The 22,410-nt window shown below is 43.6% G+C and carries 26 protein-coding genes; 18 read left to right on the plus strand and 8 right to left on the minus strand.

Going from position 1 to position 22,410, the window contains the following annotated elements; translation table 11 throughout:
- Positions 1-137 precede the first annotated feature (137 nt).
- On the plus strand, positions 138-749 hold the full coding sequence (locus I6L24_RS09945) for a glutathione binding-like protein (RefSeq protein WP_004280108.1): 612 nt from the start codon (positions 138-140) through the stop codon (positions 747-749).
- A 54-nt stretch (positions 750-803) separates the two neighbouring features.
- On the opposite strand, the gene I6L24_RS09950 is transcribed toward I6L24_RS09945, so the two are convergent.
- The 5 genes from I6L24_RS09950 to I6L24_RS09970 all read right to left on the minus strand — a co-directional run bounded on the left by I6L24_RS09950 (position 804) and on the right by I6L24_RS09970 (position 3,558).
- On the minus strand, positions 804-1,586 hold the full coding sequence (locus I6L24_RS09950; protein ID WP_004280106.1) for a thiazole synthase: 783 nt from the start codon (positions 1,584-1,586) through the stop codon (positions 804-806).
- Between the two features lie 14 nt (positions 1,587-1,600).
- Positions 1,601-1,798: a sulfur carrier protein ThiS gene (thiS, locus tag I6L24_RS09955; protein WP_004280105.1), complete on the minus strand. Its 198-nt coding sequence runs from the start codon at positions 1,796-1,798 to the stop codon at positions 1,601-1,603.
- A gap of 35 nt (positions 1,799-1,833) precedes the next feature.
- Positions 1,834-2,199 (minus strand): DUF423 domain-containing protein, encoded by a 366-nt coding sequence (locus tag I6L24_RS09960; protein ID WP_004280103.1) that lies wholly within the window; start codon positions 2,197-2,199, stop codon positions 1,834-1,836.
- A 119-nt stretch (positions 2,200-2,318) separates the two neighbouring features.
- Positions 2,319-3,188: an RNA polymerase sigma factor RpoH gene (gene rpoH / locus I6L24_RS09965; protein WP_004280101.1), complete on the minus strand. Its 870-nt coding sequence runs from the start codon at positions 3,186-3,188 to the stop codon at positions 2,319-2,321.
- Positions 3,189-3,324: 136 nt separating this feature from the next.
- Positions 3,325-3,558: a sulfurtransferase TusA family protein gene (locus tag I6L24_RS09970; RefSeq protein ID WP_004280100.1), complete on the minus strand. Its 234-nt coding sequence runs from the start codon at positions 3,556-3,558 to the stop codon at positions 3,325-3,327.
- A gap of 382 nt (positions 3,559-3,940) precedes the next feature.
- On the opposite strand from I6L24_RS09970, the gene I6L24_RS09975 reads away from it, so the two are divergent.
- On the plus strand, positions 3,941-4,156 hold the full coding sequence (locus tag I6L24_RS09975; RefSeq protein ID WP_004280099.1) for a cold-shock protein: 216 nt from the start codon (positions 3,941-3,943) through the stop codon (positions 4,154-4,156).
- Between the two features lie 101 nt (positions 4,157-4,257).
- Positions 4,258-5,409, plus strand: coding sequence for an ATP-dependent RNA helicase RhlB (gene rhlB / locus I6L24_RS09980; protein ID WP_004280098.1), 1,152 nt, complete (start codon positions 4,258-4,260; stop codon positions 5,407-5,409).
- A 61-nt stretch (positions 5,410-5,470) separates the two neighbouring features.
- Here the strand turns inward: rhlB and I6L24_RS09985 are convergent, their stop codons facing one another.
- Positions 5,471-5,851 (minus strand): hypothetical protein, encoded by a 381-nt coding sequence (locus I6L24_RS09985; protein WP_005246748.1) that lies wholly within the window; start codon positions 5,849-5,851, stop codon positions 5,471-5,473.
- Positions 5,852-6,109: 258 nt separating this feature from the next.
- Between I6L24_RS09985 and I6L24_RS09990 the strand changes: the two genes are divergently transcribed.
- From I6L24_RS09990 to I6L24_RS10050, 13 genes are all read left to right on the plus strand, one after another.
- Positions 6,110-6,691, plus strand: a complete 582-nt coding sequence (locus tag I6L24_RS09990) for a nitroreductase family protein (protein WP_004280095.1) — start codon at positions 6,110-6,112, stop codon at positions 6,689-6,691.
- A 33-nt stretch (positions 6,692-6,724) separates the two neighbouring features.
- On the plus strand, positions 6,725-7,798 hold the full coding sequence (locus I6L24_RS09995) for an NAD(P)H-dependent glycerol-3-phosphate dehydrogenase (RefSeq protein WP_004280094.1): 1,074 nt from the start codon (positions 6,725-6,727) through the stop codon (positions 7,796-7,798).
- 76 nt (positions 7,799-7,874) lie between these two features.
- Positions 7,875-8,330, plus strand: coding sequence for a phosphoglycerate mutase family protein (locus I6L24_RS10000; RefSeq protein WP_004280092.1), 456 nt, complete (start codon positions 7,875-7,877; stop codon positions 8,328-8,330).
- Positions 8,331-8,360: 30 nt separating this feature from the next.
- Positions 8,361-9,500, plus strand: a complete 1,140-nt coding sequence (gene gspL, locus I6L24_RS10005) for a type II secretion system protein GspL (protein WP_004280090.1) — start codon at positions 8,361-8,363, stop codon at positions 9,498-9,500.
- Complete coding sequence (gene gspM, locus I6L24_RS10010) at positions 9,500-9,979, plus strand: type II secretion system protein GspM (protein WP_004280088.1); 480 nt, start codon at positions 9,500-9,502, stop codon at positions 9,977-9,979. Before gspL ends, gspM begins: the two co-directional genes overlap by 1 nt.
- A 90-nt stretch (positions 9,980-10,069) precedes the next feature.
- Positions 10,070-11,071 carry a quinone-dependent dihydroorotate dehydrogenase gene (locus I6L24_RS10015; protein ID WP_004280086.1) on the plus strand — a complete coding sequence of 334 codons (1,002 nt, stop codon included), beginning with the start codon at positions 10,070-10,072 and terminating at the stop codon, positions 11,069-11,071.
- 5 nt (positions 11,072-11,076) lie between these two features.
- Complete coding sequence (locus tag I6L24_RS10020; RefSeq protein WP_004280084.1) at positions 11,077-11,658, plus strand: CvpA family protein; 582 nt, start codon at positions 11,077-11,079, stop codon at positions 11,656-11,658.
- Positions 11,659-11,682: 24 nt separating this feature from the next.
- Complete coding sequence (purF, locus tag I6L24_RS10025; protein ID WP_004280083.1) at positions 11,683-13,218, plus strand: amidophosphoribosyltransferase; 1,536 nt, start codon at positions 11,683-11,685, stop codon at positions 13,216-13,218.
- Between the two features lie 89 nt (positions 13,219-13,307).
- Positions 13,308-15,197: a M48 family metalloprotease gene (locus I6L24_RS10030; RefSeq protein WP_004280081.1), complete on the plus strand. Its 1,890-nt coding sequence runs from the start codon at positions 13,308-13,310 to the stop codon at positions 15,195-15,197.
- Between the two features lie 204 nt (positions 15,198-15,401).
- Positions 15,402-16,046 (plus strand): hypothetical protein, encoded by a 645-nt coding sequence (locus I6L24_RS10035; RefSeq protein WP_004280080.1) that lies wholly within the window; start codon positions 15,402-15,404, stop codon positions 16,044-16,046.
- A 22-nt stretch (positions 16,047-16,068) separates the two neighbouring features.
- On the plus strand, positions 16,069-17,034 hold the full coding sequence (locus tag I6L24_RS10040; protein ID WP_004280079.1) for a 2-hydroxyacid dehydrogenase: 966 nt from the start codon (positions 16,069-16,071) through the stop codon (positions 17,032-17,034).
- Positions 17,035-17,150: 116 nt separating this feature from the next.
- Positions 17,151-18,593 (plus strand): M48 family metalloprotease, encoded by a 1,443-nt coding sequence (locus tag I6L24_RS10045; protein ID WP_004280078.1) that lies wholly within the window; start codon positions 17,151-17,153, stop codon positions 18,591-18,593.
- Positions 18,594-18,700: 107 nt separating this feature from the next.
- Positions 18,701-19,060 carry a hypothetical protein gene (locus tag I6L24_RS10050; RefSeq protein ID WP_004280077.1) on the plus strand — a complete coding sequence of 120 codons (360 nt, stop codon included), beginning with the start codon at positions 18,701-18,703 and terminating at the stop codon, positions 19,058-19,060.
- A gap of 69 nt (positions 19,061-19,129) precedes the next feature.
- Here I6L24_RS10050 and I6L24_RS10055 read toward each other — a convergent pair whose 3' ends face one another.
- Both I6L24_RS10055 and rpsU read right to left on the minus strand, forming a co-directional pair.
- On the minus strand, positions 19,130-19,576 hold the full coding sequence (locus tag I6L24_RS10055; protein ID WP_004280076.1) for a GatB/YqeY domain-containing protein: 447 nt from the start codon (positions 19,574-19,576) through the stop codon (positions 19,130-19,132).
- Between the two features lie 33 nt (positions 19,577-19,609).
- Positions 19,610-19,825, minus strand: coding sequence for a 30S ribosomal protein S21 (gene rpsU, locus I6L24_RS10060; RefSeq protein ID WP_001136722.1), 216 nt, complete (start codon positions 19,823-19,825; stop codon positions 19,610-19,612).
- 147 nt (positions 19,826-19,972) lie between these two features.
- Between rpsU and tsaD the strand changes: the two genes are divergently transcribed.
- Together tsaD and I6L24_RS10070 are read left to right on the plus strand one after the other, a co-directional pair.
- The gene (gene tsaD, locus I6L24_RS10065; RefSeq protein WP_004280030.1) at positions 19,973-20,989 is read left to right on the plus strand and encodes a tRNA (adenosine(37)-N6)-threonylcarbamoyltransferase complex transferase subunit TsaD; all 1,017 of its coding nucleotides are present in this window, start codon (positions 19,973-19,975) and stop codon (positions 20,987-20,989) included.
- Positions 20,990-21,193: 204 nt separating this feature from the next.
- Complete coding sequence (locus I6L24_RS10070; protein WP_004280029.1) at positions 21,194-22,153, plus strand: sensor domain-containing diguanylate cyclase; 960 nt, start codon at positions 21,194-21,196, stop codon at positions 22,151-22,153.
- The last annotated feature ends 257 nt before the right edge of the window (positions 22,154-22,410 follow it).

Below are 22,410 nucleotides of genomic sequence, written 5' to 3' on the forward strand. Positions count from 1 at the left end.
CCCGGAATATCCTGAATATTGAATGAGTAACTGCCCTGAGGTGACAGTTACGCTTTTTTGCAATTTACAGGTTTGATCACTTGAAAGTTTGTCAGAAGCGATTTAAAACATTGAGAAGTGTATAACAAGGATCAGAAATGAAGCTTTACTATTCACCAGGTGCCTGCTCACTGGCAGCACATATTATTTTAAATGAAATTAATGTCGATTTTGATTTGGAACGTGTTGATTTAAAAACACATAAAACAGAAAAAGGTACGGATTATTACGAAGTTAATCCTAAAGGCTATGTACCAGCGTTAGAAATTAACCCTGGTCTGATCCTGACAGAAAATGTTGCAATTCTACCGTTTCTTGCTCAACACGATCCAAAACAAGATCTAATTCCACCATCGGGCATGGGACGTGCCAAAGTGCTGGAATGGTTAGGTTATCTGAACTCTGAACTACATGATGCCTATGCGGTGTTCTTCGGTGGCAAGTTATCCGAAGATGAAAAGAAAAAAGCCTATGCAGAGATTGATCGACTATTGAGTTATATCGATAAAGCGATTGGTGAATCGGACAATGATTATCTGGTGGATGATAACTTTGGGCCTGCGGATGCCTATCTATTTGTCTTGACCAACTGGTCGAACCAGATTGAGCATGATTTGAGTCCATATAAAAATATTATTCATATCCGTAATAAAGTGGCAGAACGTCAGTCTGTACAGATTGCTATGCGTGATGAAGGTCTGATTCCTTAACTAAAAACAAAAATAAAGGACTCAATTGAGTCCTTTATTTTTGTTCATGAAAATTTATTTAAAGAAATAGCCGGTTTCCGGTGAGCTGGCATTGGCCATACGCTTGCGCGGCATACGGCCTGCAAGAAAAGCTTCTCGGCCTGCTTCAACGGCTTTTTTCATCGCAGATGCCATTAATACCGGATTTTGTGCAGCTGCAATCGCTGTATTCATGAGTACACCATCACAACCCAGTTCCATCGCAATCGCGGCATCACTCGCTGTACCGACACCGGCATCGACTAGGACAGGAACTTTGGCATTTTCCTTGATGATTGACAGGGTATGTGGATTCAGAATGCCCAGACCAGAACCAATCAGGCTACCCAATGGCATAATCGCAACACAGCCCATGCTTTCCAGCTCTTGCGCCACGATCGGATCATCCGAGGTATAAACCATGACCTCAAAGCCATCGTCAATCAAGGTGCGCGCAGCTTTCAGTGTTTCGGTTACGTTTGGATAAAGTGTCTTTTCATCACCCAAAACTTCAAGTTTGACCAGATTGTGGCCATCGAGCAACTCACGCGCCAGCATACAGGTGCGGACGGCACTATTGGCATCGAAGCAACCTGCGGTATTCGGCAAAATGGTATATTTTTCCGGAGGAATGACTGACAGCAGGTTCGGCTGGTCAGGATCTTGGCCAATATTGACACGGCGAATAGCGACAGTGACAATCTCTGCACCACTGGTTTCAATGGCCTGCTGAGTTTCATTTAAATCTTTGTATTTGCCCGTGCCTACCAAAAGGCGTGACTGGAATTGGCGTGAACCAATCTGTAATAAATCTTGCATAATTGTCCCGAGTATTAGCCGCCACCGACCGCGTGAATAATTTCTATTTTGTCTGTATCGCAAATTGGCGTATCGCCCAATCTGCTTTTAGGAATAATCATTTCATTGACTTCAACTGCAAAACGCTTACCCTCAAGCGCCATACTCTGAATCAGTTCCAGCAGATTCTTGCAGTGAGTTTCCTGTTGTTCGCCATTGATGTAAATCATCATTCTAGCAACCCTCCATGATTAAGTGTTGTTCAAACTTATCTGGCGTATTTTAAAGCATTCCAGGCCAGAATTAACCATCCGGCAATCATTAAAGCCCCGCCGATGGGCGTAATAGCACCTAAACCGCGGGGTAATCCTAAGGCCATGATATACAGTGAGCCAGAAAACAGTAAAATGCCGACCTGAATCAGACCGAAGCTCCATTGAATGGGCAATGCAGGGATGACTTTCGCCAGTAAAGAAAGAATCAGTAGTCCTAAGGCATGATAGAAAAAATAATCCGTTGCCGTTTGCCACCAGCCGAGCTGTGCTTCAGTCGCCCGCGCTTTTAAACCATGTGCACCAAAAGCACCGAGCATGACTGCAAGTGCCAAATTAAGTGCTGAAATCGCAATCCACATTTGAATTGATCTTCCTGATAAAGTTTGCGCTCAACCTTAGCATAAATTCAAAATGCGGACATAAAAAAGCCTTCATCAAAGAAGGCTTTTTCGAGGTAAATCAGTAACAGAATTTGGTGTTAATTGGATGACATCGCCACTTTAATTTTTTCCATGGCATTTTTTTCCAGCTGACGAATACGTTCCGCAGAAACATTATATTCCGCTGCAAGCTCATGCAGGGTCGATTTCTCGTCATCTAGCCAGCGACGCTGCAAGATATTACGTGAACGATCATCTAGCTGATCCATGGCTTCATGCAGGGCAGAGGTGCTTTGCTCCTCATAGTCTTCATTTTCAATCAGACGAGCCGGGTCATAACGATTATCTTCAAGATATAACGCTGGTGCCACATGGGTGGAACCTTCATCATCGTCATCGCTTGATGCATCAAAAGCCGCATCATACGCCGTCAGACGGCCTTCCATTTCCAGTACTTGTTCTGGTGTGACATTTAAATCATTGGCAATAGACTGTGCTTCTGCGAGCGTCAACTTTTTCGATGATTTCTTCAGGCTTCGCAGATTAAAGAACAGTTTACGTTGCGCTTTAGTGGTGGCGATTTTCACAATACGCCAGTTACGGATCACATATTCGTGAATTTCCGCCTTGATCCAGTGCACGGCAAATGACACCAGACGTACGCCCATATTCGGGTCAAAACGTTTTACAGCTTTCATCAGGCCCAGGTTGCCTTCCTGAATCAGGTCGCCTTGTGGCAAACCATAACCTGCATAACTACGCGCAATATGTACTACAAAACGCAAATGCGACATGACCAGCATTTTCGCTGCATCTAAATCTTGGTCATAATAATAGCGTTCAGCCAACTCTTTTTCTTGTTCGGCCGTTAAAATCGGAATCTGATTGACAGTGCTGATATAAGCACCGAGGTTGACACCTGGCGCCGATAATGACAGGGGCATTAACTGATTGCGGCTGTCACTCATGTGTTCTCCTTGAAGTGCGGGATAACCCTAAACTAGGTTTTATCTTAATCCAATCTCTCCGCAAATAATGGATATTTGGGTAGAGAAATGTAAAAAAGTATACGAAAGTGAAGATCAACAGTTTAATTGAAAATTTTTAAGATTCAATTAAGTAGTGAAACTCTGTATCAGAAATTTTTTTAAATTCAAGCTTGAGCTGATGCAGCTGACAATAGCGGCTGACATCTGTCTGGCTATGCGGATCAGATGATTTCAGCAGGAATGTTTTCTGATTTCCGGCCTTTAGTGCGCGCTTTAACATTAATAGCGGCATCGGGCACGGTTTTCCCATAGCGTCTATAAGGCTGAATTGCGCTGGATATTCGGACATTGCGGTTTTATTTAGATGGCAGAAAAGGCTATAAATAGTAGCAAATATGATGCCAGAACCAAACTGGTTTCAGAAAAAGAAGATCTAAATGACTTTATAAAGTCTTTTGACAATTTTCATGAAAAAAATAACTAAATCAAACAGAACATGCTAAAAAAAATCTATTAATTGTGATAAACCCATGTTAAGCTCGTTGCGTATTTGGGACTTTGAATAAACAAAGTGATTGTTTTTCACCCTATTACATAAATGGATGTAACCGGGATTTTGTTGATAGTTTTACAGAATGATTACAAGCTTAAAAATAATATTTTCAAACTTGTTTGCTCTGCTGTTTGCAACACCGGGTGGTCCTTCTTTTAGTTTCAATGAGGATTAACTTATGACAGCTGCTCGCGAACAAGGCGTAGTTAAGTGGTTTAACGATACTAAAGGCTTCGGCTTTATTCAACGTAACGGCGGTGATGACGTATTTGTTCATTTCCGTGCTATCCAAGGTGACGGTCACCGTTCACTTCGTGACGGCCAACGTGTTGAATTCAGTGTTGTTAAAGGCCAAAAAGGCTTTCAAGCTGAAGAAGTTCAACCATTAGACTAATCTTCGGATTAAGCTAAAAAGAAAACGCTCCAATATAACTTGGGGCGTTTTTTGTTTATACTATCCCTATCTTAGTGATTACCCAATTAGAGCACCGCTTTATGTCATCTGGTTTTGAAACCTTAAATTTACATCCCAATCTAAAAAAAGCGATTGATGCTTTAGGCTTTACCACCATGACGCCTATCCAGCAGAAGGTTTTGAAATTCACGCTGGCAGGACATGATGCCATTGGCCGTGCACAGACAGGTACAGGCAAAACTGCTGCCTTTTTAATTAGTATCATGAATGATCTCTTAAATAATCCGATTCAGGAACAACGCTATCGTGGTGAGCCACGTGCGCTGATTTTGGCACCGACCCGTGAACTGGCGTTACAGATCGAAAGCGATGCACAGGATCTGGCGAAATATGCTGGTCTCAATGTGGTGACCTTGCTGGGTGGTGTGGATTTTGACAAGCAAAAGAACCAGCTTAATAAAGCGCCTGTCGATATTATGGTGGCTACACCGGGTCGTTTGATCGATTTTGTAGAACAAAAAGAAGTCTGGCTGGATCAGATTGAATTTTTGGTCATTGATGAAGCCGACCGCTTACTAGATATGGGCTTTATTCCTTCAGTAAAGCGCATTGTGCGTTTCTCGCCGCGTAAAGAACAACGTCAGACTTTAATGTTCTCTGCAACTTTCAGCTACGATGTGCTGAATCTTGCACAACAATGGTTATTTGAACCGGTCACAGTTGAAATTGAACCGGAAAAGAAAACCAATGCCGATGTCGAGCAACGGGTTTATATGGTCGCCAAGGCGGACAAATATAAATTGTTGCAAGAAATCTTGCGTGATGAGCCGATTGAAAAAGTCATGATTTTTGCCAACCGTCGTGATCAGGTGCGCAAACTTTATGACCATTTAAAACGTGATGGCTATAAAGTAGTGATGCTGTCTGGCGAGATTGCTCAGGACAAACGCCTTAAAATGCTGGATCAGTTCAAAAATGGTAAACATAACATCATGATTGCAACGGATGTGGCAGGTCGTGGCATCCATGTTGATGGTGTATCGCATGTGGTGAACTTCACCTTGCCGGAACAGTCGGATGATTATGTGCATCGTATTGGTCGTACCGGTCGTGCGGGAACCAGTGGTGTGAGTATCAGTTTCCTTGCAGAAGATGATGCGTTCTATCTGCCAGAAATTGAAAAAGCCATTGGTCAAAAATTGCCTTTGACCCGTCTGGAAGGTTATTGTTAATCCAGACCATCGAAAAACCGCTCTTGAAGAGCGGTTTTTTATTGCGCTATGGTTTATTAGCTTATTTGGCCTGACAGCGGAATGTAAGAACCGTCTGATAATCATCATTTTGGTTTAAACCGGTATTGGTACCTGCGATATTCCCGAGAACGGTAGCTGCTGCCTGGATCATCTGACCTGTTTGTTCATCGACCACGCCTTTTAAAGCGCCGTTATAAGCTGTCTTTTCATCCACAATAATTGGGGTTGATCGAGAGCCACAGGCTTTATTGGCCGCAGTAATCGCATTGTTTTTCGAGGTCAGTTGATTTTTACCTAATCCGGTCACCTCATACTGGTTATTTTCCTTTTGAACGGCCAAAGCAGTCGGGTTTGAGGCACAGGCAGTAAGCAGTAATGCGGAAATAGCCAATCCGCTGAAAGTGATTGTTTTTTTCATCATGAAATCTCAAGTAAATACGATGCTGAATATTTCAACACAGCAAGCAGCGCAGATTTTGTAGCTGTTGTATAGGTTTGGCAATTTTTGGTATAGCTCTATGTGACTTAGGTGAAAAATAGAGCAGTACGGGATTGAAAAACCAAGCAAGTTTATTTTTAAGTGGTGATGAGCTGGCTGAATCGCTATGAAGTTTCTAGCGTATTTTTCTTTGAATATGCTAATCTTGAGTATAGTTTTTAAGTGTAGATATACAAGGCAATGACGGAATCTGCGATTGACATCGTTCATCAAAATATTCACCAACGACAATCGATTGGTCATCTGCTGGCACCGGCACCGAATGCAGAACAACTGGAAAAAGCCTTTCAGGCGGCATTAACTGCACCCGATCATCATCGGCTCAAGCCGACCACATTTGTGGTGGTTCCAGATAATCAGCGTGAAGCTTTTGGAGAGTTGCTGTCGCAGGCGCTCGTCGATTTGGGTGAAACTGAAACAGCGCAGATTGAGCGTGTTAAAAATCATCCATTTCGTGCGCCTTTATTGGTACTTGCCTTAACGCGTTTGCAGGATCATCCTAAAGTTCCTCATTTTGAGCAAATCCTTAGTTCAGGCGCAGCGATTCAGAATTTTCTGCTGTCACTTCAGGTTCAGGGTTTCTCAACCATGTGGCGTAGCGGTGCTGTAGTCGAGTCTGGCCTGTTTAAGCAGGCATTGGGAATTTCAAAAGACGATCTGGTCTCGGGTATTATTTATATTGGCACTGCCGCAAAAGCAATTCCAGCACGCACAGAGATTCGAACCGGTGATTTTGTCAGTTACTGGAACCAGAACAGCTAGTTTGCACGGTATAACAGGATATTAAAAAATAAGATGTCAGAATTAAATTTCTCAAAACTGGTAGAACCGGTTGCAGTTGATCATAAGACAGCTTTAAGAGTAACGGTATTGGGTGGGGGCAGCTTTGGTACTGCAATGGCCAATACTGCAGTGCGTAATGGTTGCAATACCATGATCTGGATTCGTGATGAAGCAGTTGCGGCAGATATTAATGCCACCCATATCAATAAACGCTATTTGCCAGATTTTAAGTTAGAAGAAAATCTGCTGGCGGTGTCAGACCTGGAACAGGCTGTGCGTGATCGCGATATTATTTTAGTCGCAATTCCGAGCCATTCTTTCCGGGATGTTTTGCAGCAAATCAAACCTTTTATTACATCGCAAGCCGTGATCTCGCTGACCAAGGGTATTGAAGCCAAAACCTTTAGTTTCATGAGCGATATTATTCGTGAAGTGTTGCCTGAAGTGCCTTATGGTGTGTTATCAGGACCGAATCTGGCCAAGGAAATTGTGGCAGGACAGCCGGCAGGAACCGTGATTGCCAGCCAGTCCGAGCTGGTGCGTTATGCCGTACAACAAGCCCTACATAGTGCCTTGTTCCGCGTATTTGCTAGTGATGATGTGCATGGGGTAGAACTCGGGGGCGCATTAAAAAATATCTATGCTGTCGCGATGGGCATGGCTGCTGCGTATAACGTGGGTGAAAATACCAAGAGTATGATCCTGACCCGTGCTTTGGCCGAAATGAGCCGTTTTGCAGTAAAACTCGGTGCTAATCCGCTGACTTTCCTTGGGCTTTCAGGTGTGGGTGATTTGTTCGCTACCTGTAGCAGCCCTCTTAGCCGTAATTATCAGGTGGGTTATGCGCTTGGTAAAGGTAAAACCTTGGAGCAGGCAACGACTGAGTTGGGGCAAACGGCAGAAGGGATTAATACCATTGTACAGGTCAAGGCACGTTCGGAAGAGCTCGATGTGTATATGCCGATTACCTCGGCCTTGTATGATGTGATTTTTGAAGGTGCGCCGCCACTCAATATTGCATTGTCATTGATGAAAAACGGTCATCGCAGTGATGTTGAATTTGTCTTGCCACATCATCAAGTCTGATCTATAACACAGGGACTGTCTGCGAATTGTCATATTCGCTGCTTATCATGCAGGCAAAAGAATATAAGGAAATCAAATGCAACTGACTTTAGTTCGACATGGCGAGGCCGCGCCACCGGTCAATGGTAATGACACCAAGCGACCTTTAACGGAGCGTGGTCATCAACAGGCTGAGCAAACTGCACAGTTCTTAAAGGATCTGATTAAGCCTGAAGTCTTTGTGGTCAGTCCGTTATTGCGTGCGCAGGAAACTCTGGCACATTTGCAGCAGTATTTTAAAGATGTGCCGGTGGTGATCTGTAATACCATCAAACCGGATGATGATGCCAAAGTTGCAGTAGAATGGTTGTCGCAACTGCCTTATGAGTCGATTGCAGTGGTGTGTCATATGAATGTGGTGGCACATATGTCTTCCATTCTGCTGGCTGAATCTTTTCATCCCTATGCATTGGCAGAGACACGTATTTATGATCAGGCGGTGATTGCCCCGGGTTTATCCACACAGATAAAAAGCTTTATTCCTACACTATAAAAAATTAATTAAAACGGCAGAACACAATCAATGTTGTATTTATGGATGCCAGAAGCCAATGGGGTTTGGCAATGGTCAACTGGGGAGTTCTGGAACACTGCGCACACACTTGAGCAGCTGATTCAGGATATACAAGCTCATCATGGCGAAGAGGCAGTGGTATTTTTCCCGAGCCGTCATGTGCAAATTTTGCAGCAGACCTTGCCCAAGAGCCAATATAAGAAAATGGGCAATGATGGCATTAAATATTTGCTCGAAGAATATGTGGTGCTGCCGGTAGATGCCATGAAAGTGCTGCATCATTTTCAACAGCCGGATCAGATCAGCATTATAGGAATTGCGAATTCTACGCTTGAGACCTTGCAACATGCTTTAAGCCTGATCCCGGTCAAGCTAGCAGCTTTGTTGCCGGACTTTTTGGTGCTGCCGATTCCTGAGGCCAACCAGCGTGTGATTGCTCAAATTGGTGGGCGTTTGCTGGTGCGCGAGTCGGAATATATCGGTCAGTCGCTAGATGATCTGAGCCTTTATCTGGATTATCAGCCCAAGGACCTCAGCTATAAGGTGAGCAACCTGAATCAGGAGCAGTTGCGTAGTCTTGAAGCACTGGTCACTCAGGAGCAACTGGAGTCTTTCCAATATGGAATTCCTGTACTGAAAAAACCGAAACAGCATCCGTTTAATGTCTTGCCTAAAGCAAAATCCGATGGTGCTATTTCCGGCTACTGGAAAGCCTGCGCGGCAGTTTTTCTGGGTATTTTGGTGTTGCAGTTTAGTTATGATGCTATGCGCTGGTATCAATATAAGAAAGTGGCGAATCAGACTGCTGCGCAAGCCATTGACCAGTTTAAATACTGGTTTGGACAAAATTATCCGGTCACTGAGCAGAATATCAAAAGTCAGTTTGAAGGGCAGTTGCGTCAAAGCCAGATTGCAGATACGCATGCATTACAGCTGATTAGTCGGGTGGGGCCTGTCTTGATGCAAAATCAGATTGTGGCACAACGGGTGAATTATGATGCTTCTGTGCTAAGTATGGAACTTAAAGCCAATTCATCAGAAACGTTAAATGCACTGACCACACAATTAAGCCAGCAAGGCTTTAAGGTGGAGCTGGGGAATATTCAGGCCAGCGGAACAGCTGCGATCGGACTGGTGAGGATTCAATAATGAAAGGCATTGAAGCGCTACAAAATCGTATGGATCAGTCTTTTGAAAAACTGAGTGATTATCTGGACAGCTTGTCGGTACGTGAACGGGTAATGGTGATTTTTACCACTGTTTTTGTGATTGTGGCGGCAGTCGGTTCTGCACTCTGGTATATGCATCAGGCGGCAGATACCCAGCAAAAACGCTTAAATCAGCTGAAAGATACCATTGTTTGGATGCAAAGTAATGCAGTAACCATGAAACCGGCTGGGGACACCCAACTGGATGCAGCGGAGAAAGTACAGCGAGTCGCACAGCAGCAAGGATTGTCGGTGGCTTCCCAGCAAATGGAAGGAAAAATTCAATTGGCGGTCATGCATGAAAATTATGCAGTACTGGCAAATTTCCTGACTCAGCTGGCACAAATGGGGCTAAGTATCGAGAAAATGGAACTAAATAATGAGGCAGGACAGATTAAATTAACGGCGACCATACAATAAACGGTAAAAATAAAGATTTGCAAAGCATGGTTTTTTTGTCAGCCTATGCCTATAATATGCCGACTTAAAAAGCAGTAGACTTTTCTGGATATGTTGTATTCTCTAGCCCGCCCTTTGTTGTTTTCTTTAGCACCAGAGCGTGCACATGAGCTGACATTATCACTATTGAAATCATCCCATAAAATGGGCTTGATGCGTCAAAACGTTGCTGCGAAACCTGTGACCTGTATGGGAATCGAATTTCCCAATCCGGTAGGTCTTGCGGCAGGTTTGGACAAAAATGGTGCCTATATTGACGCCCTTGCCGGTCAAGGTTTTGGTTTTATTGAAATTGGTACCATTACCCCGCGACCGCAAGCCGGCAATCCTCATCCGCGTTTATTCCGTTTGCCACAGGCCAAAGCCATTATTAACCGTATGGGCTTTAATAATGATGGCGTGGATCAGCTGGTTGAAAATGTCAAAGCGGCCAAATTTAAAGGTATTCTCGGTATTAATATCGGTAAAAACGCTGATACTCCGGTAGAAAAAGCAGTAGATGATTACCTCATCTGTTTAGAAAAAGTCTATAATTATGCTTCTTATATTACCGTCAATATTTCTTCTCCCAATACCAAAAACCTGCGCAGCCTGCAAAGTGGTGATGCACTCACCGAACTGCTGGAAACATTGAAGAAGCGTCAGCTTGAATTGGCTCAGGAATACCAGCATTATGTACCTTTGGTACTCAAAGTGGCGCCTGATCTGGATAACAGCGATATTGCCTTTATTGCCAAACAGTTATTGCAATTCAAGATCGATGGTCTGATCGTGACCAATACCACACTGTCACGTGAAGGGGTAGAGGGTCTGGAGCATGCAGAGGAAGCGGGCGGTTTGTCTGGCGCGCCAGTATTTGAGAAAAGTACCGCATGTCTGGCTGCATTTGCTGCGGTATTAAAAGGACAAATTCCATTGATTGGTGTGGGTGGTATTCTTTCAGGTGCAGATGCTGTTTCCAAGAAACAGGCAGGCGCCAGCCTTGTACAGGTTTATAGTGGCCTCATCTATACTGGACCTAAACTTGTAAAAGATTGTGTAGACGCACTTTAAATCCTATGAATGCCATTGATATCTTTCTACTGATTATCTTGCTCATTGGAGGGCTCAACGGTTTGCGTCAAGGATTTATTAAAGCCTTTGCGAACTTAGTGGGATGGATCTTTGCCCTGATTGTTGCGGCAAAATATTCAACGCTACTTGCGCCGTCTATGGTTGCTCTGAGTACAGATCCAGTTGTACAAAAGATTGCGGCCTTCGCCTTTATCGTCCTGCTGATTGTAGTTCTGACCTGGATCGTTACTGCACTGTTGAACCGTATTTTAAAGAGTCTTAAACTGGGTCCTCTCAACCGTCTGGCTGGTGGTGTCTTTGGTAGCCTGAAAGGTTTGCTCATTGTCCTGATTACCATGCAGGGGATTGGTCCGTGGGTAGAAAGCTCGCCGCACTGGAAACAGTCCAAGTTTATTCAAGCCTTATTGCCTTATGCGCCTTGGGCGACTCAAATGTCGAAAGAAGCCGCGAATGGCGCACTACAACATATCAAGCCTGAAGGGGCATCGAAACCTTCAGCTTCATCATCTGAAACATCGTCCAAATCTGGAGTTGCAGATGAGTCTACAAATAATCCTTTTTATTAATCCTAGCTTGTCTGCGAGGTTGCTATGTGTGGAGTAGTTGGTATAGCTGGTAAATCACCCGTTAACCAAATGTTGTTTGATGCATTAACGATGTTACAACATCGTGGACAAGATGCAGCTGGGATCGTGACATGTGATGAAGGACGTTTATTCCTGCGCAAAGACAATGGTATGGTACGTGATGTATTCCATACCCGTCATATGCGTGCTTTGAAAGGAAATTACGGTATTGGTCATGTGCGTTATCCAACAGCCGGTTCATCGAGCAGTGCTGAAGCACAGCCGTTTTATGTGAACTCGCCGTACGGGATTACCTTGGCACATAATGGTAACCTGACCAATGCCGAAGAAATTCATGATGACCTGTTCAAAACTGACTTGCGTCATATGAACACTGATTCTGATTCGGAAGTCCTGCTAAACGTGTTGGCGCATGAATTGCAAAAACATGGCAAATTGGTACCAACGTCAGAAGATATTTTCCATGCGGTAACACGTGTGCATGAGCGTTGTAAAGGTGCTTATGGCGTAGTGGCGATGATTACCGGTCAAGGGCTGGTGGGCTTCCGTGATCCAAATGGTATTCGTCCACTGATCTACGGTTCACGTGAAACTGAACAGGGTATGGAATATATCATTGCTTCTGAGTCGGTTGCGATTACTGCACTGGGCTTTAAAGTTGAGCGTGATATTTTGCCTGGTGAAGCGGTATTTATTGATTTAGAAGGTAATTTTTTTACCAAGCAATGTGCGGCGAATGCTGAATACCGTCCTTGTATTTTTGAATATGTTTATTTTGCCCGTCCAGATGCCATCATTGATGGAATCTCGGTGTATAAAGCACGTTTGAAAATGGGTGAGAAGCTGGCGCAAAAAATTCTGCGTGAGTGGGGTGAAGAGCATGATATTGATGTGGTGATTCCGATTCCGGATACTTCACGTACTTCAGCGCTAGAACTTGCCAATATGTTGGGCGTGAAATTCCGTGAAGGTTTCATGAAAAACCGTTATATCGGCCGGACCTTCATTATGCCTGGTCAGCAGCTGCGTAAAAAATCGGTACGTCAAAAACTGAACCCGGTTGAGCTTGAGTTTAAAGGTAAAAACGTACTGTTGGTGGATGACTCGATTGTCCGTGGTACGACCTGTAATGAAATTATCCAGATGGCTCGTGATTCTGGTGCGAAAAAAGTATTCTTCGCTTCTGCAGCACCGATGGTGAAATATCCAAACGTTTACGGTATTGATATGCCGGCGAAATCTGAGCTGATTGCATCGGAACGTAGCGTGGAAGAAATCCGTGAAATTATTGGTGCTGACCGTCTGATTTTCCAGGATCTGGAAGATTTGAAAGATGCGGTAAGAACCACCAAAGTACCGGATGTCAAAGACTTTGATTGTTCAGTCTTTGATGGCATCTATGTTTCGGGCGGTATTGATGCGCAATATCTGGATGATCTTCAGCAAAAACGTAGTGACAGTGCCATGAAAGAAAGCAATTATATTGATGTCAATATTGATGCAGCTTCAGTGGATTTGACTGGCGTACGCGAAGTCTAAGTAGTTAAAATCATCATGAAAAAGCGGGAATTTCCCGCTTTTTTGTTTTATGATGAGCCCATTGAAAATCATCATTTTAGGATTCTGCATTGCGAAACGTAGGATACGATTTTATAAAAAACAAAAATATAGTACTGCCTGTAAGTTTTTGCCTGATTGCAATTCTGTTGACTATTTTTATTATTAATACCGTTGTTGGTCTCTTTGTTTTTTATACTGATCCTAGCCAGTCAATCTTCTGGCATGCGCTGAGTCCTTACCTGATTGCTTTGTTGTTATGTGCCATGATGATCTCGGTCATCTACGAGTTTTATATTTTTCGGAATGGTGGTTATTCACTGGCGAAGCAGTTGGGTGCGCGTCGGTTGAGTCCGATGGACAGTATTCCAGAAGAAAGTGCTGCACTGCACATTAACCAGCAGCTGGCAGAGACTTTTCTGATTGATGTTCCGGCGGTATATGTGCTGCCCGATGAAGTTGGTGTCAATGCATTGACGGCAGGTTTTAGTCCGCGGGATACCGCAATTATCCTGACTTGGGGTGCGATACAAACACTGGATAAAGTCGAGCTGTATGGCTTGCTCAGCCATGAATTCAATAAAATTCTCTCTGGTGAAGCTGCGGAAAATACCCGCCTGAAAATCCTGTATAGCAGTTTAACCACGTTTAGTCAGTGTGGCAGTAAGATTGCCAAGTCCGGTTTTTATCGAGCGGGTAGTCCGCGTGAAAACAAGTTTGAAACTTTCTATGTTGCAGTCGGTGCGGTGATCTGGCTGATTGGTAGTTTGGGTGTTTTGATTTCCCGTTTTATTAAATATATTTCACTGGGTGGTCGGACCTATAAAAATGATCGAAAGACCCGACGCCTAATTCAAAATGATGCCAATATTCAGACTTTACTCAGAATCCATGTGCATCATTCTGGCTCCCAGATTTATAGTGAATATGCTGAATCCATTTCACATATGTGCTTTGCCAATTCCTTGAGCCCACAAAACTGGCTGAATATTCATCCCCATATCAATCAGCGGATTTATGAATTAAATCCTGCCTTGATTCAGGACTTACAGCTTGAGAATCTGAAAAAACTCAAAAATCAGCCTTTGTTTAGTTTGTTCCGTTCTTTAGAAGAAGTGGTGCCTGAAACTGCAATGAGCTGGAGCTCGCCACAACCTTTGCCATTATTGCGGCTGTCTCCGATCAGTTTTGCGATTAAAGATGCGATCAAACCACTGAATCCGGAACTTCGGCTCAAGATGCCACGTCCGGAACTGATTGAGCGTGCATTACAAACGGCAACCGGTTCTCGTGAAGTGATGGTCGCCATTTTAATGATTCGTCAATATCGTGAATTTATTCCGACTGAGGCTGAAGTCAGCCGTGCCATTGTAGATTCATTGCTCAATCTGGACGGGCGGGTGCATATTTCGATTTTTCAGCAAGCCTGCAAGAATATTGGTGGCATGCCGACAACTGTCGCACGGCAGTTTTTGATGAAGCTGGCACGGATCATTCAGGAAGATGGCGAAATTGGCCTGTTGGATGCATTATTACTGGAATGTGTGAAATATGAGTTAAATCTGCTTCCTGCACATACGCCTACAGCACTCGATGAGGTCAAGCCACAGATTGTGCGTTTGATCGACGCCTTGCTGCATGTACAGCAGATTAATAGCGGCAACCAGCTTGAGGTGCGGGAGCGGATTTTAAACCGGATTCTGACCGCTCAGGAACTGGACTTATATAATGAAATTTCTGATGAGCCGATTGATCTAGCAGAAATCCTGAATGATATTGCGGGGCTATTATTGCGTGATCGCCTCAGTATTTTAGGTATTGCAGAGGCCTGTTTGTGGAGTGATCGTATCGTGACACAGGATGAGTTGGACGTGATGGAGCTGTTGTATTGGCGCTTGGGTTTTGAGGCAGAACAGGTCGTTCAGCAAATGTTAAAGAAGAACAGTTTAACCATTCTGTAGAAAATAAATGACAACGCGCAGCTTTAGCCGGAATCTGTTATAACAGCAGGAATGGTTTAATTGTGTATTAAAAGCACGGTTTTTAGCAGACAGCTAAACTTTGTACTAGAATCCATCAGGATAAAAAAGAAAAGCTGAAAAAGTTCGGCAAAGCACAGGCAATCCGGCTAAAATGTTCAGCCTGAAATTGGTGATGATGAAAAGATGATTGGGCATCAGCGTGACATACTGGCAACATTAGGAATCGATCTCTGGATTCCTAGGGACAGCGCATGTCAGCCGCACCAGGTTTCGATCTGGCGTGATCAGGCTGCACCTGAATTTCACACCGATATCGTCTTACCACAGCCTGCTTCCGTAGAGGCGTTGGCTGATCTACCGATTCCTGAGCCAGAGCCAATTGTTACGCTTAAGGTTGATACACCACCTGCGGCACCGACTCACATTGCACCTGTTCAGGAACAGCGTGAAATCGTACAAATCCCGCCATTCAGTTTGCAGGCTTTAAGTCTGGCACATTGCAGTATCGTGATTGATGCAACTGCAATGACCGAAGACACCCAGAATTTATGGGGCAATATCCAGCGTGCAGTCCCAGGTGAGTTTCATGAGCTGAACTGGCCATTTCCCTGGGCCAATGTTCAGGATGGACATGGTGTAGAATCCTATATTCAGGGTTTTCTGGATGGAATGAGTGCAGAGAAAAATATTATTTTCCTCGGGCCTGTAGCGCATATATCAAATACGAAAATGATCCAGTTGGCATCTTTACAAGAAATGCTGGATCAGCCGATTCTAAAAAAACGTTTATGGCAGTTTATGCAAAATAGGACTGCCAGTCTGGGATAATCTTGCTGTGGAATAAAAATAGATGAAACAAAAAGTGGTTGTATTTAGTCAAATTGATACTGATATTCAAAACAAGCTGGAACAAAATTATCAGGTTAGTTATATACAACCGAAGCTAGGCGATGTGAATCAACAGCTTTTGCAGCAGGTTCAGGATGCTGATGGCATGATTGGCGCAGGGCGCTTGTTGAATCGCGATAATCTGGCCAGTGTCACCCGGTTAAAAATTATCTCCAGTGTCAGTGTCGGTTATGACAACTATGAACTGGATTATTTAAATGAAAAGAAAATTTATCTCAGTCATACGTCGCATGTACTGACTGAAACCACTGCTGACCTGGCTTTCACTTTACTGATGTCAGCAGCACGCAAAGTGGCTTACTTGGATCAATGGACCAAGCAGGGACAATGGCAGCGTACCGTGGGCGAAGCACAATTTGGTATGGATATTTTTGGAAAAACCCTCGGAATTATTGGTCTCGGTCATATTGGAGCTGCAATCGCACGTCGTGGTTTTTACGGTTTTAATATGAATATTCTGTATCATAATCGTCGGGAAAAACCAGAACTTGCTCAAGGGTTGAATGCGAAATATTGCCAGCTTGAGGAACTGTTACAGCGTTCTGACTTTGTGGTCGTTGCAGTAGATTTGAATGCGGATTCTAAGGCGCTGATTGCGACAGCGGAATTGGCTAAAATGCAATCCCATGCAGTATTGGTCAATATTTCACGTGGCTCGGTCATTGATGAACAGGCATTAATTTCAGCTTTAAAAGCCAAGCAGGTTTTTGCTGCCGGTCTGGATGTGTATCAGAAAGAGCCGTTAAAGGAATCGGAATTATTCCAGTTGGATAATGTGGTTACATTGCCACATGTGGGTTCGGCCACTGCAGCCACCCGTAAAAAAATGGCAGAACTGGCTTATCAGAATCTTGTTGATGCCTTGGAAGGACGAGTGCCCCGTTATGTGGTCAATCCGGAATTTTAAAATGCATCTGATTCGTCGTTTAAATGGTATTAAAAAATAACATTTTCTTGCGTCTCTGCTCATTGTTCAATGCTATATTCAAGATAAATTAGATCGGCAGGATTAGAGATTTTTCATTGAAACGATTGGCGCTGGCGTGTGGCTTAAGTCTGTATATGGTAGCAGGGCACGGCTCTAACCATGATTTTAATCAAGTAAATGTACAATTTTCTGTGCCTGATATTGGTACAGGCGTCGGCTTACTCGATCAACAAAAAGAAAAAATGATCGGTGAAAAAGTCTATCGTGAAGTGCATAAACAAATGCCAGTCATGCAGAATCCATGGCTTGAAGATCAACTGCTTTCGGTATTTTCTCATATACTGAGTCAAACTCAGTTACAACAGCCGATCGGTTTGCTGGTGATTAATGATCCGCAAATTAATGCTTTCGCCGTACCGGGTGGCCTCTTTGCACTTAATGCTGGTCTGATTAATTCAGCCCGAAACATGGATGAAGTGGCAGGAGTGATGGCGCATGAAATTGCACATGTCACACAACGTCATTACAGTCGTTCTCAGGATGCATTTAAAGGCCAAGGTTTACTGGCGCTAGCCGGAATTCTCGTCGGTGCTTTGGTCGCTTCTCAGGCAGATGGTGATGTCGGCACAGCGGTCATGATGGGTTCACAGGCAGTACTTCTAGATAAACAGCTCACCTATAGTCGTAATCAGGAGCGCGAAGCAGACCGGATCGGGATGCAGTATATGTACCGTTCTGGCTATAACCCGCATAGCATGGCAGACTTCTTTGAGGTCATGCATCGCTCGACCAGCCGATTGAGCTTTCTGCCAGATTTCTGGTTCACTCATCCACTCACCACAGAGCGTATGAGTGAAGCGCGTTTACGTGCCAACCAGCTTCCTGCGGTGAAACGCAATCTCAATGATCAAGACTTTGAAATTATCAAGTGGTATAGCAGGGTATTGTCTGGTCAGACCAATGCAGAGCAGCTTATCCTGATGGACCGGCAAAATAATTTTGCAGGCCAGCTTGCCTTAACTGCCTATCAAATACAGCAAAGTGATTTCCAGGCCGCGCAGGCCACTTTAGATCGAGCAAAAAAGCATAACCAGATGCATCCTTTACAGGTTTTATTCCAGACTGATATTTATTTAGCTCAGAACCAGCTTGATGCAGCTTTGGAAAGTGTAGCGTCAGCAGCGCGGATCATGCCGGAAAATCGAGCGCTCAATTATAAATATGCAGAAGTGCTGATTCGCGCCAAGCAACCCGATAAAGCAAAAGTTTTAGTGCAGCGATTTCTAAATGCCAATTCACGAGATGTCAGTGGCTGGCGACTAATGCAACTGGCTGCCAATGCAGAGCCAGATTCGCCGATTAAGGCTGCTAATGTGCTGCGCTATCGTGCAGAAGTAGAATACTGGTCAGGATATGAAGAAACTGCCATCAAATCATTATTACATGCACAGCGTAGCGTAAAGAATAATCAATCTTTATCGTCCACCATTCGCCAGCGTCTGAAGCAGATGCAGCAGGCACATCAATATAAGATTTAAAGCTGAACTGGGTTTTAAGTTTTTGTATCAGGATGATATAGCAAGAATATATTCAATCAGGCTACAATATTTTTGAAAGATCAGCGTGAATCAAATTGAAGCATAATATGAAAAAAATACTATTGGGCGTGTGTCTACTGGGGTGGAGTTATGGGGTTTTTGCTGCGAGTGCAGTTGAATATGTGGAAACGATAGAACGAATTAATGCGGATTATAAAAAGGAATCGCGTCAGTTTTTAAGTGGTTTAAATCCGCAGCAACAGGGATTTAGTCCTGAGCAGAATGCAAAATTTTGTGGAATTGTAGGACGCTATGTTGATCGTTTATATCAAGCCGCTGACCAGAATCGTGCTTATCTAGATCGTCAGTTTCAAAATATGAGTAAACAGGATGTAATTGTAGAAGTGAAATCGTCTAAAGAGATGCAATTACTTAAGCGTTATCAGGTCGATTGTAATTTGCAATGAGAATACGTCAGGAACTGTCTTTGATTAAAGGCAGTTCAACGTTAAAGAGGAAATGCTAGAGAGTATGGATTAAGCAAGTTGCGCTTTGATTTTGGCGGAAACTTGTGCAGGATCGGCGCGCCCGGCTATGAGCGGACGCAGAGAATTCATCACCTTACCCATATCTTTCATGCTAGTAGCTTGTTGCGCTGCAATAGCTTGCGCAATCATGGAATCAAGTTCTTCCTCAGTCATAGCTTCTGGTAGAAACTGAGACAAAATCTCAATTTCGGCTTGTTCCTTACTAGCTAAATCATCTCGGCCAGCGCCTGCAAAGGCTTTAACCGATTCTTTACGTTGTTTAATTTGTTTTTCAATGACCGCAAGAACCTGAGCGTCGTCAAGTTCTTTGCGCTCATCGACTTCGATTTGCTTAATTGCTGCCTGTAGACTACGAATGACCGTCAGCTTGGACATTTCTTTGGCACGCATTGTTGCTTTCAAAACATCCGTGATTTGGTCTTTTAAAGTCGTCATTATTTATTCCAGGCAATCAATCACAAATTAATCTTAGTAAAGGCGAGTTGTACGTACTGATTCACGCGCCAATTTCTTTTGGTAGCGTTTAACAGCAGCAGCTTTTTTGCGCTTACGTTCTTGAGTTGGTTTCTCGTAGAATTCACGCTTACGTACGTCAGCAAGAACACCCGCTTTTTCGCATGAACGTTTGAAACGACGGATAGCTACGTCTACTGGTTCGCCTTCTTTCAATTTAACTTGTGGCATGAAGAATCCTCATATCAGTTAGGGTAAGATCTCGGGCTGAATTGCCCTCAATCACAAGTGAAGGTCAGCATTTTACTCATTTACATCTCATACCACAAGTCTATAATAGTTGCTGCAATAGAATTGATACAGGTTATAGGCAGTTTAATGATCGTTTTAGGCTTGGAAACGTCGTGTGATGAAACAGGACTTGCGCTGTATGACAGCGAGTTGGGTTTGCGCGGACAGGTGCTTTATAGCCAGATTAAACTGCATGCAGAATATGGCGGTGTAGTTCCAGAGCTGGCGTCACGTGATCATGTGCGTAAACTGATTCCACTTATCAATGAGCTGCTTGAACAGAGCGGCGTGAAAAAATCAGAAATTGATGCAGTCGCATATACCCGTGGCCCGGGTCTGATGGGCGCACTCATGACCGGTGCATTGTTTGGTCGTACTTTGGCCTTTGCGCTGAATAAACCCGCAATTGGTGTGCATCATATGGAAGGTCATATGCTGGCACCTTTATTGTCAGAAACTCCGCCTGAGTTTCCATTTGTCGCATTGTTGGTATCGGGTGGACATTCTCAGCTCATGGCTGCTTATGGCATTGGCCAGTATGAACTCTTGGGTGAATCCATTGATGATGCGGCAGGCGAAGCATTTGATAAAGTCGCGAAGATGATGGGTCTGCCGTATCCGGGTGGCCCGAATATTTCCAAACTGGCAGAGCAGGGCGATCCAAATGCATTTGCATTCCCGCGACCAATGCTGCATCAAGGTTTAGAATTTTCATTCAGTGGTCTAAAAACCGCAGTTTCTGTACAAATGAAAAAACTCGGTGATGAAAACCGCGATGCCGATATCGCTGCCAGTTTTCAGGAAGCCATTGTCGATACTCTGGTGAAAAAGTCGGTGAAAGCACTGAAGCAAACGGGGCTTAAACGCCTGGTGATTGCGGGCGGTGTTAGTGCCAACAAGCGTTTACGTGAGCGTTTAGAAGCAGATTTAGCCAAGATTCGTGCATCTGTTTATTATGCTGAACCTGCACTCTGTACAGACAATGGTGCCATGATTGCTTTTGCGGGCTATCAGCGTCTCAAAGCAGGACAGCATGATGGCTTGGCTGTGACGACAACTCCACGTTGGCCAATGACGGAACTGACTAATCCGACTGAGGCATAGATTTCAGGCTTGAAGAAAAGAGGCTTAGGCCTCTTTTTTATTGTGAATTTTTAAATGAAAACTTATAGCAACGGTATGTTGTAAATATATAGTTTTATAGCTGTATTTAGAACTCTTATATTCTATTGAAACTGGAAAAATAGTTTAATAGCTTAAGTTGATATCATGCATATTTTTACAGGTTTGCAGCAGAGGCAATCTCGAATGGAAAATATAAATTTCAAAAGTTTTCAGGATGCTGGAGAGGCGGTGTTAAAGTTTTTGCATCAGCATTTTGGCTTTAATTTATGGATGATCACCCGGGTAGAAGGCCAAGACTGGATTGTGCTGCAAAGTGAAGATCATGGTTATGATATACGACCCGGTCAAGTGTTTCAGTGGGCTGATTCTTTTTGTTCTCATATGGTCGCAGGTAAGGCCCCGAGAATTGCCCCCCGCTCTGAAGAAATTCCTTTATACGCCACAGCGCCGATTAATCAGCAGGTCTGTATAAAATCTTATATTGGTCAGCCACTCCTTAAAGAAGATGGCAGTTTGTTTGGAACACTCTGTGCGATTGATCCAGAAACCAAATCGGAAGCTATTGTGCAAGATATGCAACTGGTCGAGTTGTTGGGACAATTGCTCAGTTCGATCTTGCAGGCAGAATTACGTCAGAGTGAGCAGATAAGACAGCATGAATTATTGCAGGAAGAAGCCAGTAAAGATGAATTGACCGGGCTCTATAATCGCCGGGCCTGGGAAAAACTGCTGCGAGCTGAAGAAGAGCGTTGCAAGCAATATGGTCATCCCGCCGCTGTATTATTTATTGACCTGAATGACCTAAAAAAGGTGAATGATAGTTTGGGTCATGATGAAGGTGACAGGCTGATTCAAAATGCGGCTCAAGTATTACGAGATAATGTACGGATCAACGATATTGTTGCCCGTTTGGGTGGTGATGAGTTTGTGATTCTTAGCGTAGAAAATGATGAAACGGGTACTGAAAGTTTAGTGGATCGTTTAATTAATGCCTTTGCAGCAGCAAACATTGGCGCAGCGATTGGTATGGCGATGCGTCATCCGAGTCAGGGTTTATTTGCAGCGCTCGCACAAGCGGATCAGAACATGTTTGAATATAAACGTCGGAAAAAATCCAGTGAATCCGTGAGCAATCTCAAATAATTTCTGCTTAAAATTTTCTGTAAATGATTAAGTATCTCATATCATAAAAATGATCATTTTCTATGCTCTAAAGTCATCCTATCTTTCAATATTCTCTTTCATAATCATGAATGAAAAGTTGAACATGATTCTCCATAAAAAGAAAATTCAATCCATCTTTAACTTAACAATTACAAATTTTATAAGCTTTGTTGCAAAGTAAATTGATTTAATTAAATGCGCTTTAATTGTATTGAAAAGTGACACTGGTAAGGAAC

It is taken from the genome of Acinetobacter lwoffii, from assembly GCF_019048525.1.
Lineage (GTDB): Bacteria > Pseudomonadota > Gammaproteobacteria > Pseudomonadales > Moraxellaceae > Acinetobacter > Acinetobacter lwoffii_K.

Excerpts from the sequence above, each read along its gene's own strand:
- thiS (WP_004280105.1), bottom strand. The coding sequence starts at position 1,798 with ATGATGATTTACATCAATGGCGAACAACAGGAAACTCACTGCAAGAAT.
- gspM (WP_004280088.1), top strand. The coding sequence starts at position 9,500 with ATGAAAGGCATTGAAGCGCTACAAAATCGTATGGATCAGTCTTTTGAA.
- tsaD (WP_004280030.1), top strand. The coding sequence starts at position 19,973 with ATGATCGTTTTAGGCTTGGAAACGTCGTGTGATGAAACAGGACTTGCG.
- rpsU (WP_001136722.1), bottom strand. The coding sequence starts at position 19,825 with ATGCCACAAGTTAAATTGAAAGAAGGCGAACCAGTAGACGTAGCTATC.
- I6L24_RS09960 (WP_004280103.1), bottom strand. The coding sequence starts at position 2,199 with ATGTGGATTGCGATTTCAGCACTTAATTTGGCACTTGCAGTCATGCTC.
- I6L24_RS10000 (WP_004280092.1), top strand. The coding sequence starts at position 7,875 with ATGCAACTGACTTTAGTTCGACATGGCGAGGCCGCGCCACCGGTCAAT.
- I6L24_RS09985 (WP_005246748.1), bottom strand. The coding sequence starts at position 5,851 with ATGATGAAAAAAACAATCACTTTCAGCGGATTGGCTATTTCCGCATTA.
- I6L24_RS10015 (WP_004280086.1), top strand. The coding sequence starts at position 10,070 with ATGTTGTATTCTCTAGCCCGCCCTTTGTTGTTTTCTTTAGCACCAGAG.
- I6L24_RS10020 (WP_004280084.1), top strand. The coding sequence starts at position 11,077 with ATGAATGCCATTGATATCTTTCTACTGATTATCTTGCTCATTGGAGGG.
- gspL (WP_004280090.1), top strand. The coding sequence starts at position 8,361 with ATGTTGTATTTATGGATGCCAGAAGCCAATGGGGTTTGGCAATGGTCA.
- I6L24_RS10050 (WP_004280077.1), top strand. The coding sequence starts at position 18,701 with ATGAAAAAAATACTATTGGGCGTGTGTCTACTGGGGTGGAGTTATGGG.
- I6L24_RS10070 (WP_004280029.1), top strand. The coding sequence starts at position 21,194 with ATGGAAAATATAAATTTCAAAAGTTTTCAGGATGCTGGAGAGGCGGTG.
- I6L24_RS09970 (WP_004280100.1), bottom strand. The coding sequence starts at position 3,558 with ATGTCCGAATATCCAGCGCAATTCAGCCTTATAGACGCTATGGGAAAA.
- purF (WP_004280083.1), top strand. The coding sequence starts at position 11,683 with ATGTGTGGAGTAGTTGGTATAGCTGGTAAATCACCCGTTAACCAAATG.
- I6L24_RS10040 (WP_004280079.1), top strand. The coding sequence starts at position 16,069 with ATGAAACAAAAAGTGGTTGTATTTAGTCAAATTGATACTGATATTCAA.
- I6L24_RS10055 (WP_004280076.1), bottom strand. The coding sequence starts at position 19,576 with ATGACGACTTTAAAAGACCAAATCACGGATGTTTTGAAAGCAACAATG.
- rpoH (WP_004280101.1), bottom strand. The coding sequence starts at position 3,188 with ATGAGTGACAGCCGCAATCAGTTAATGCCCCTGTCATTATCGGCGCCA.
- I6L24_RS09990 (WP_004280095.1), top strand. The coding sequence starts at position 6,110 with ATGACGGAATCTGCGATTGACATCGTTCATCAAAATATTCACCAACGA.
- I6L24_RS09950 (WP_004280106.1), bottom strand. The coding sequence starts at position 1,586 with ATGCAAGATTTATTACAGATTGGTTCACGCCAATTCCAGTCACGCCTT.
- I6L24_RS10035 (WP_004280080.1), top strand. The coding sequence starts at position 15,402 with ATGATTGGGCATCAGCGTGACATACTGGCAACATTAGGAATCGATCTC.
- I6L24_RS09945 (WP_004280108.1), top strand. The coding sequence starts at position 138 with ATGAAGCTTTACTATTCACCAGGTGCCTGCTCACTGGCAGCACATATT.
- rhlB (WP_004280098.1), top strand. The coding sequence starts at position 4,258 with ATGTCATCTGGTTTTGAAACCTTAAATTTACATCCCAATCTAAAAAAA.
- I6L24_RS09975 (WP_004280099.1), top strand. The coding sequence starts at position 3,941 with ATGACAGCTGCTCGCGAACAAGGCGTAGTTAAGTGGTTTAACGATACT.
- I6L24_RS09995 (WP_004280094.1), top strand. The coding sequence starts at position 6,725 with ATGTCAGAATTAAATTTCTCAAAACTGGTAGAACCGGTTGCAGTTGAT.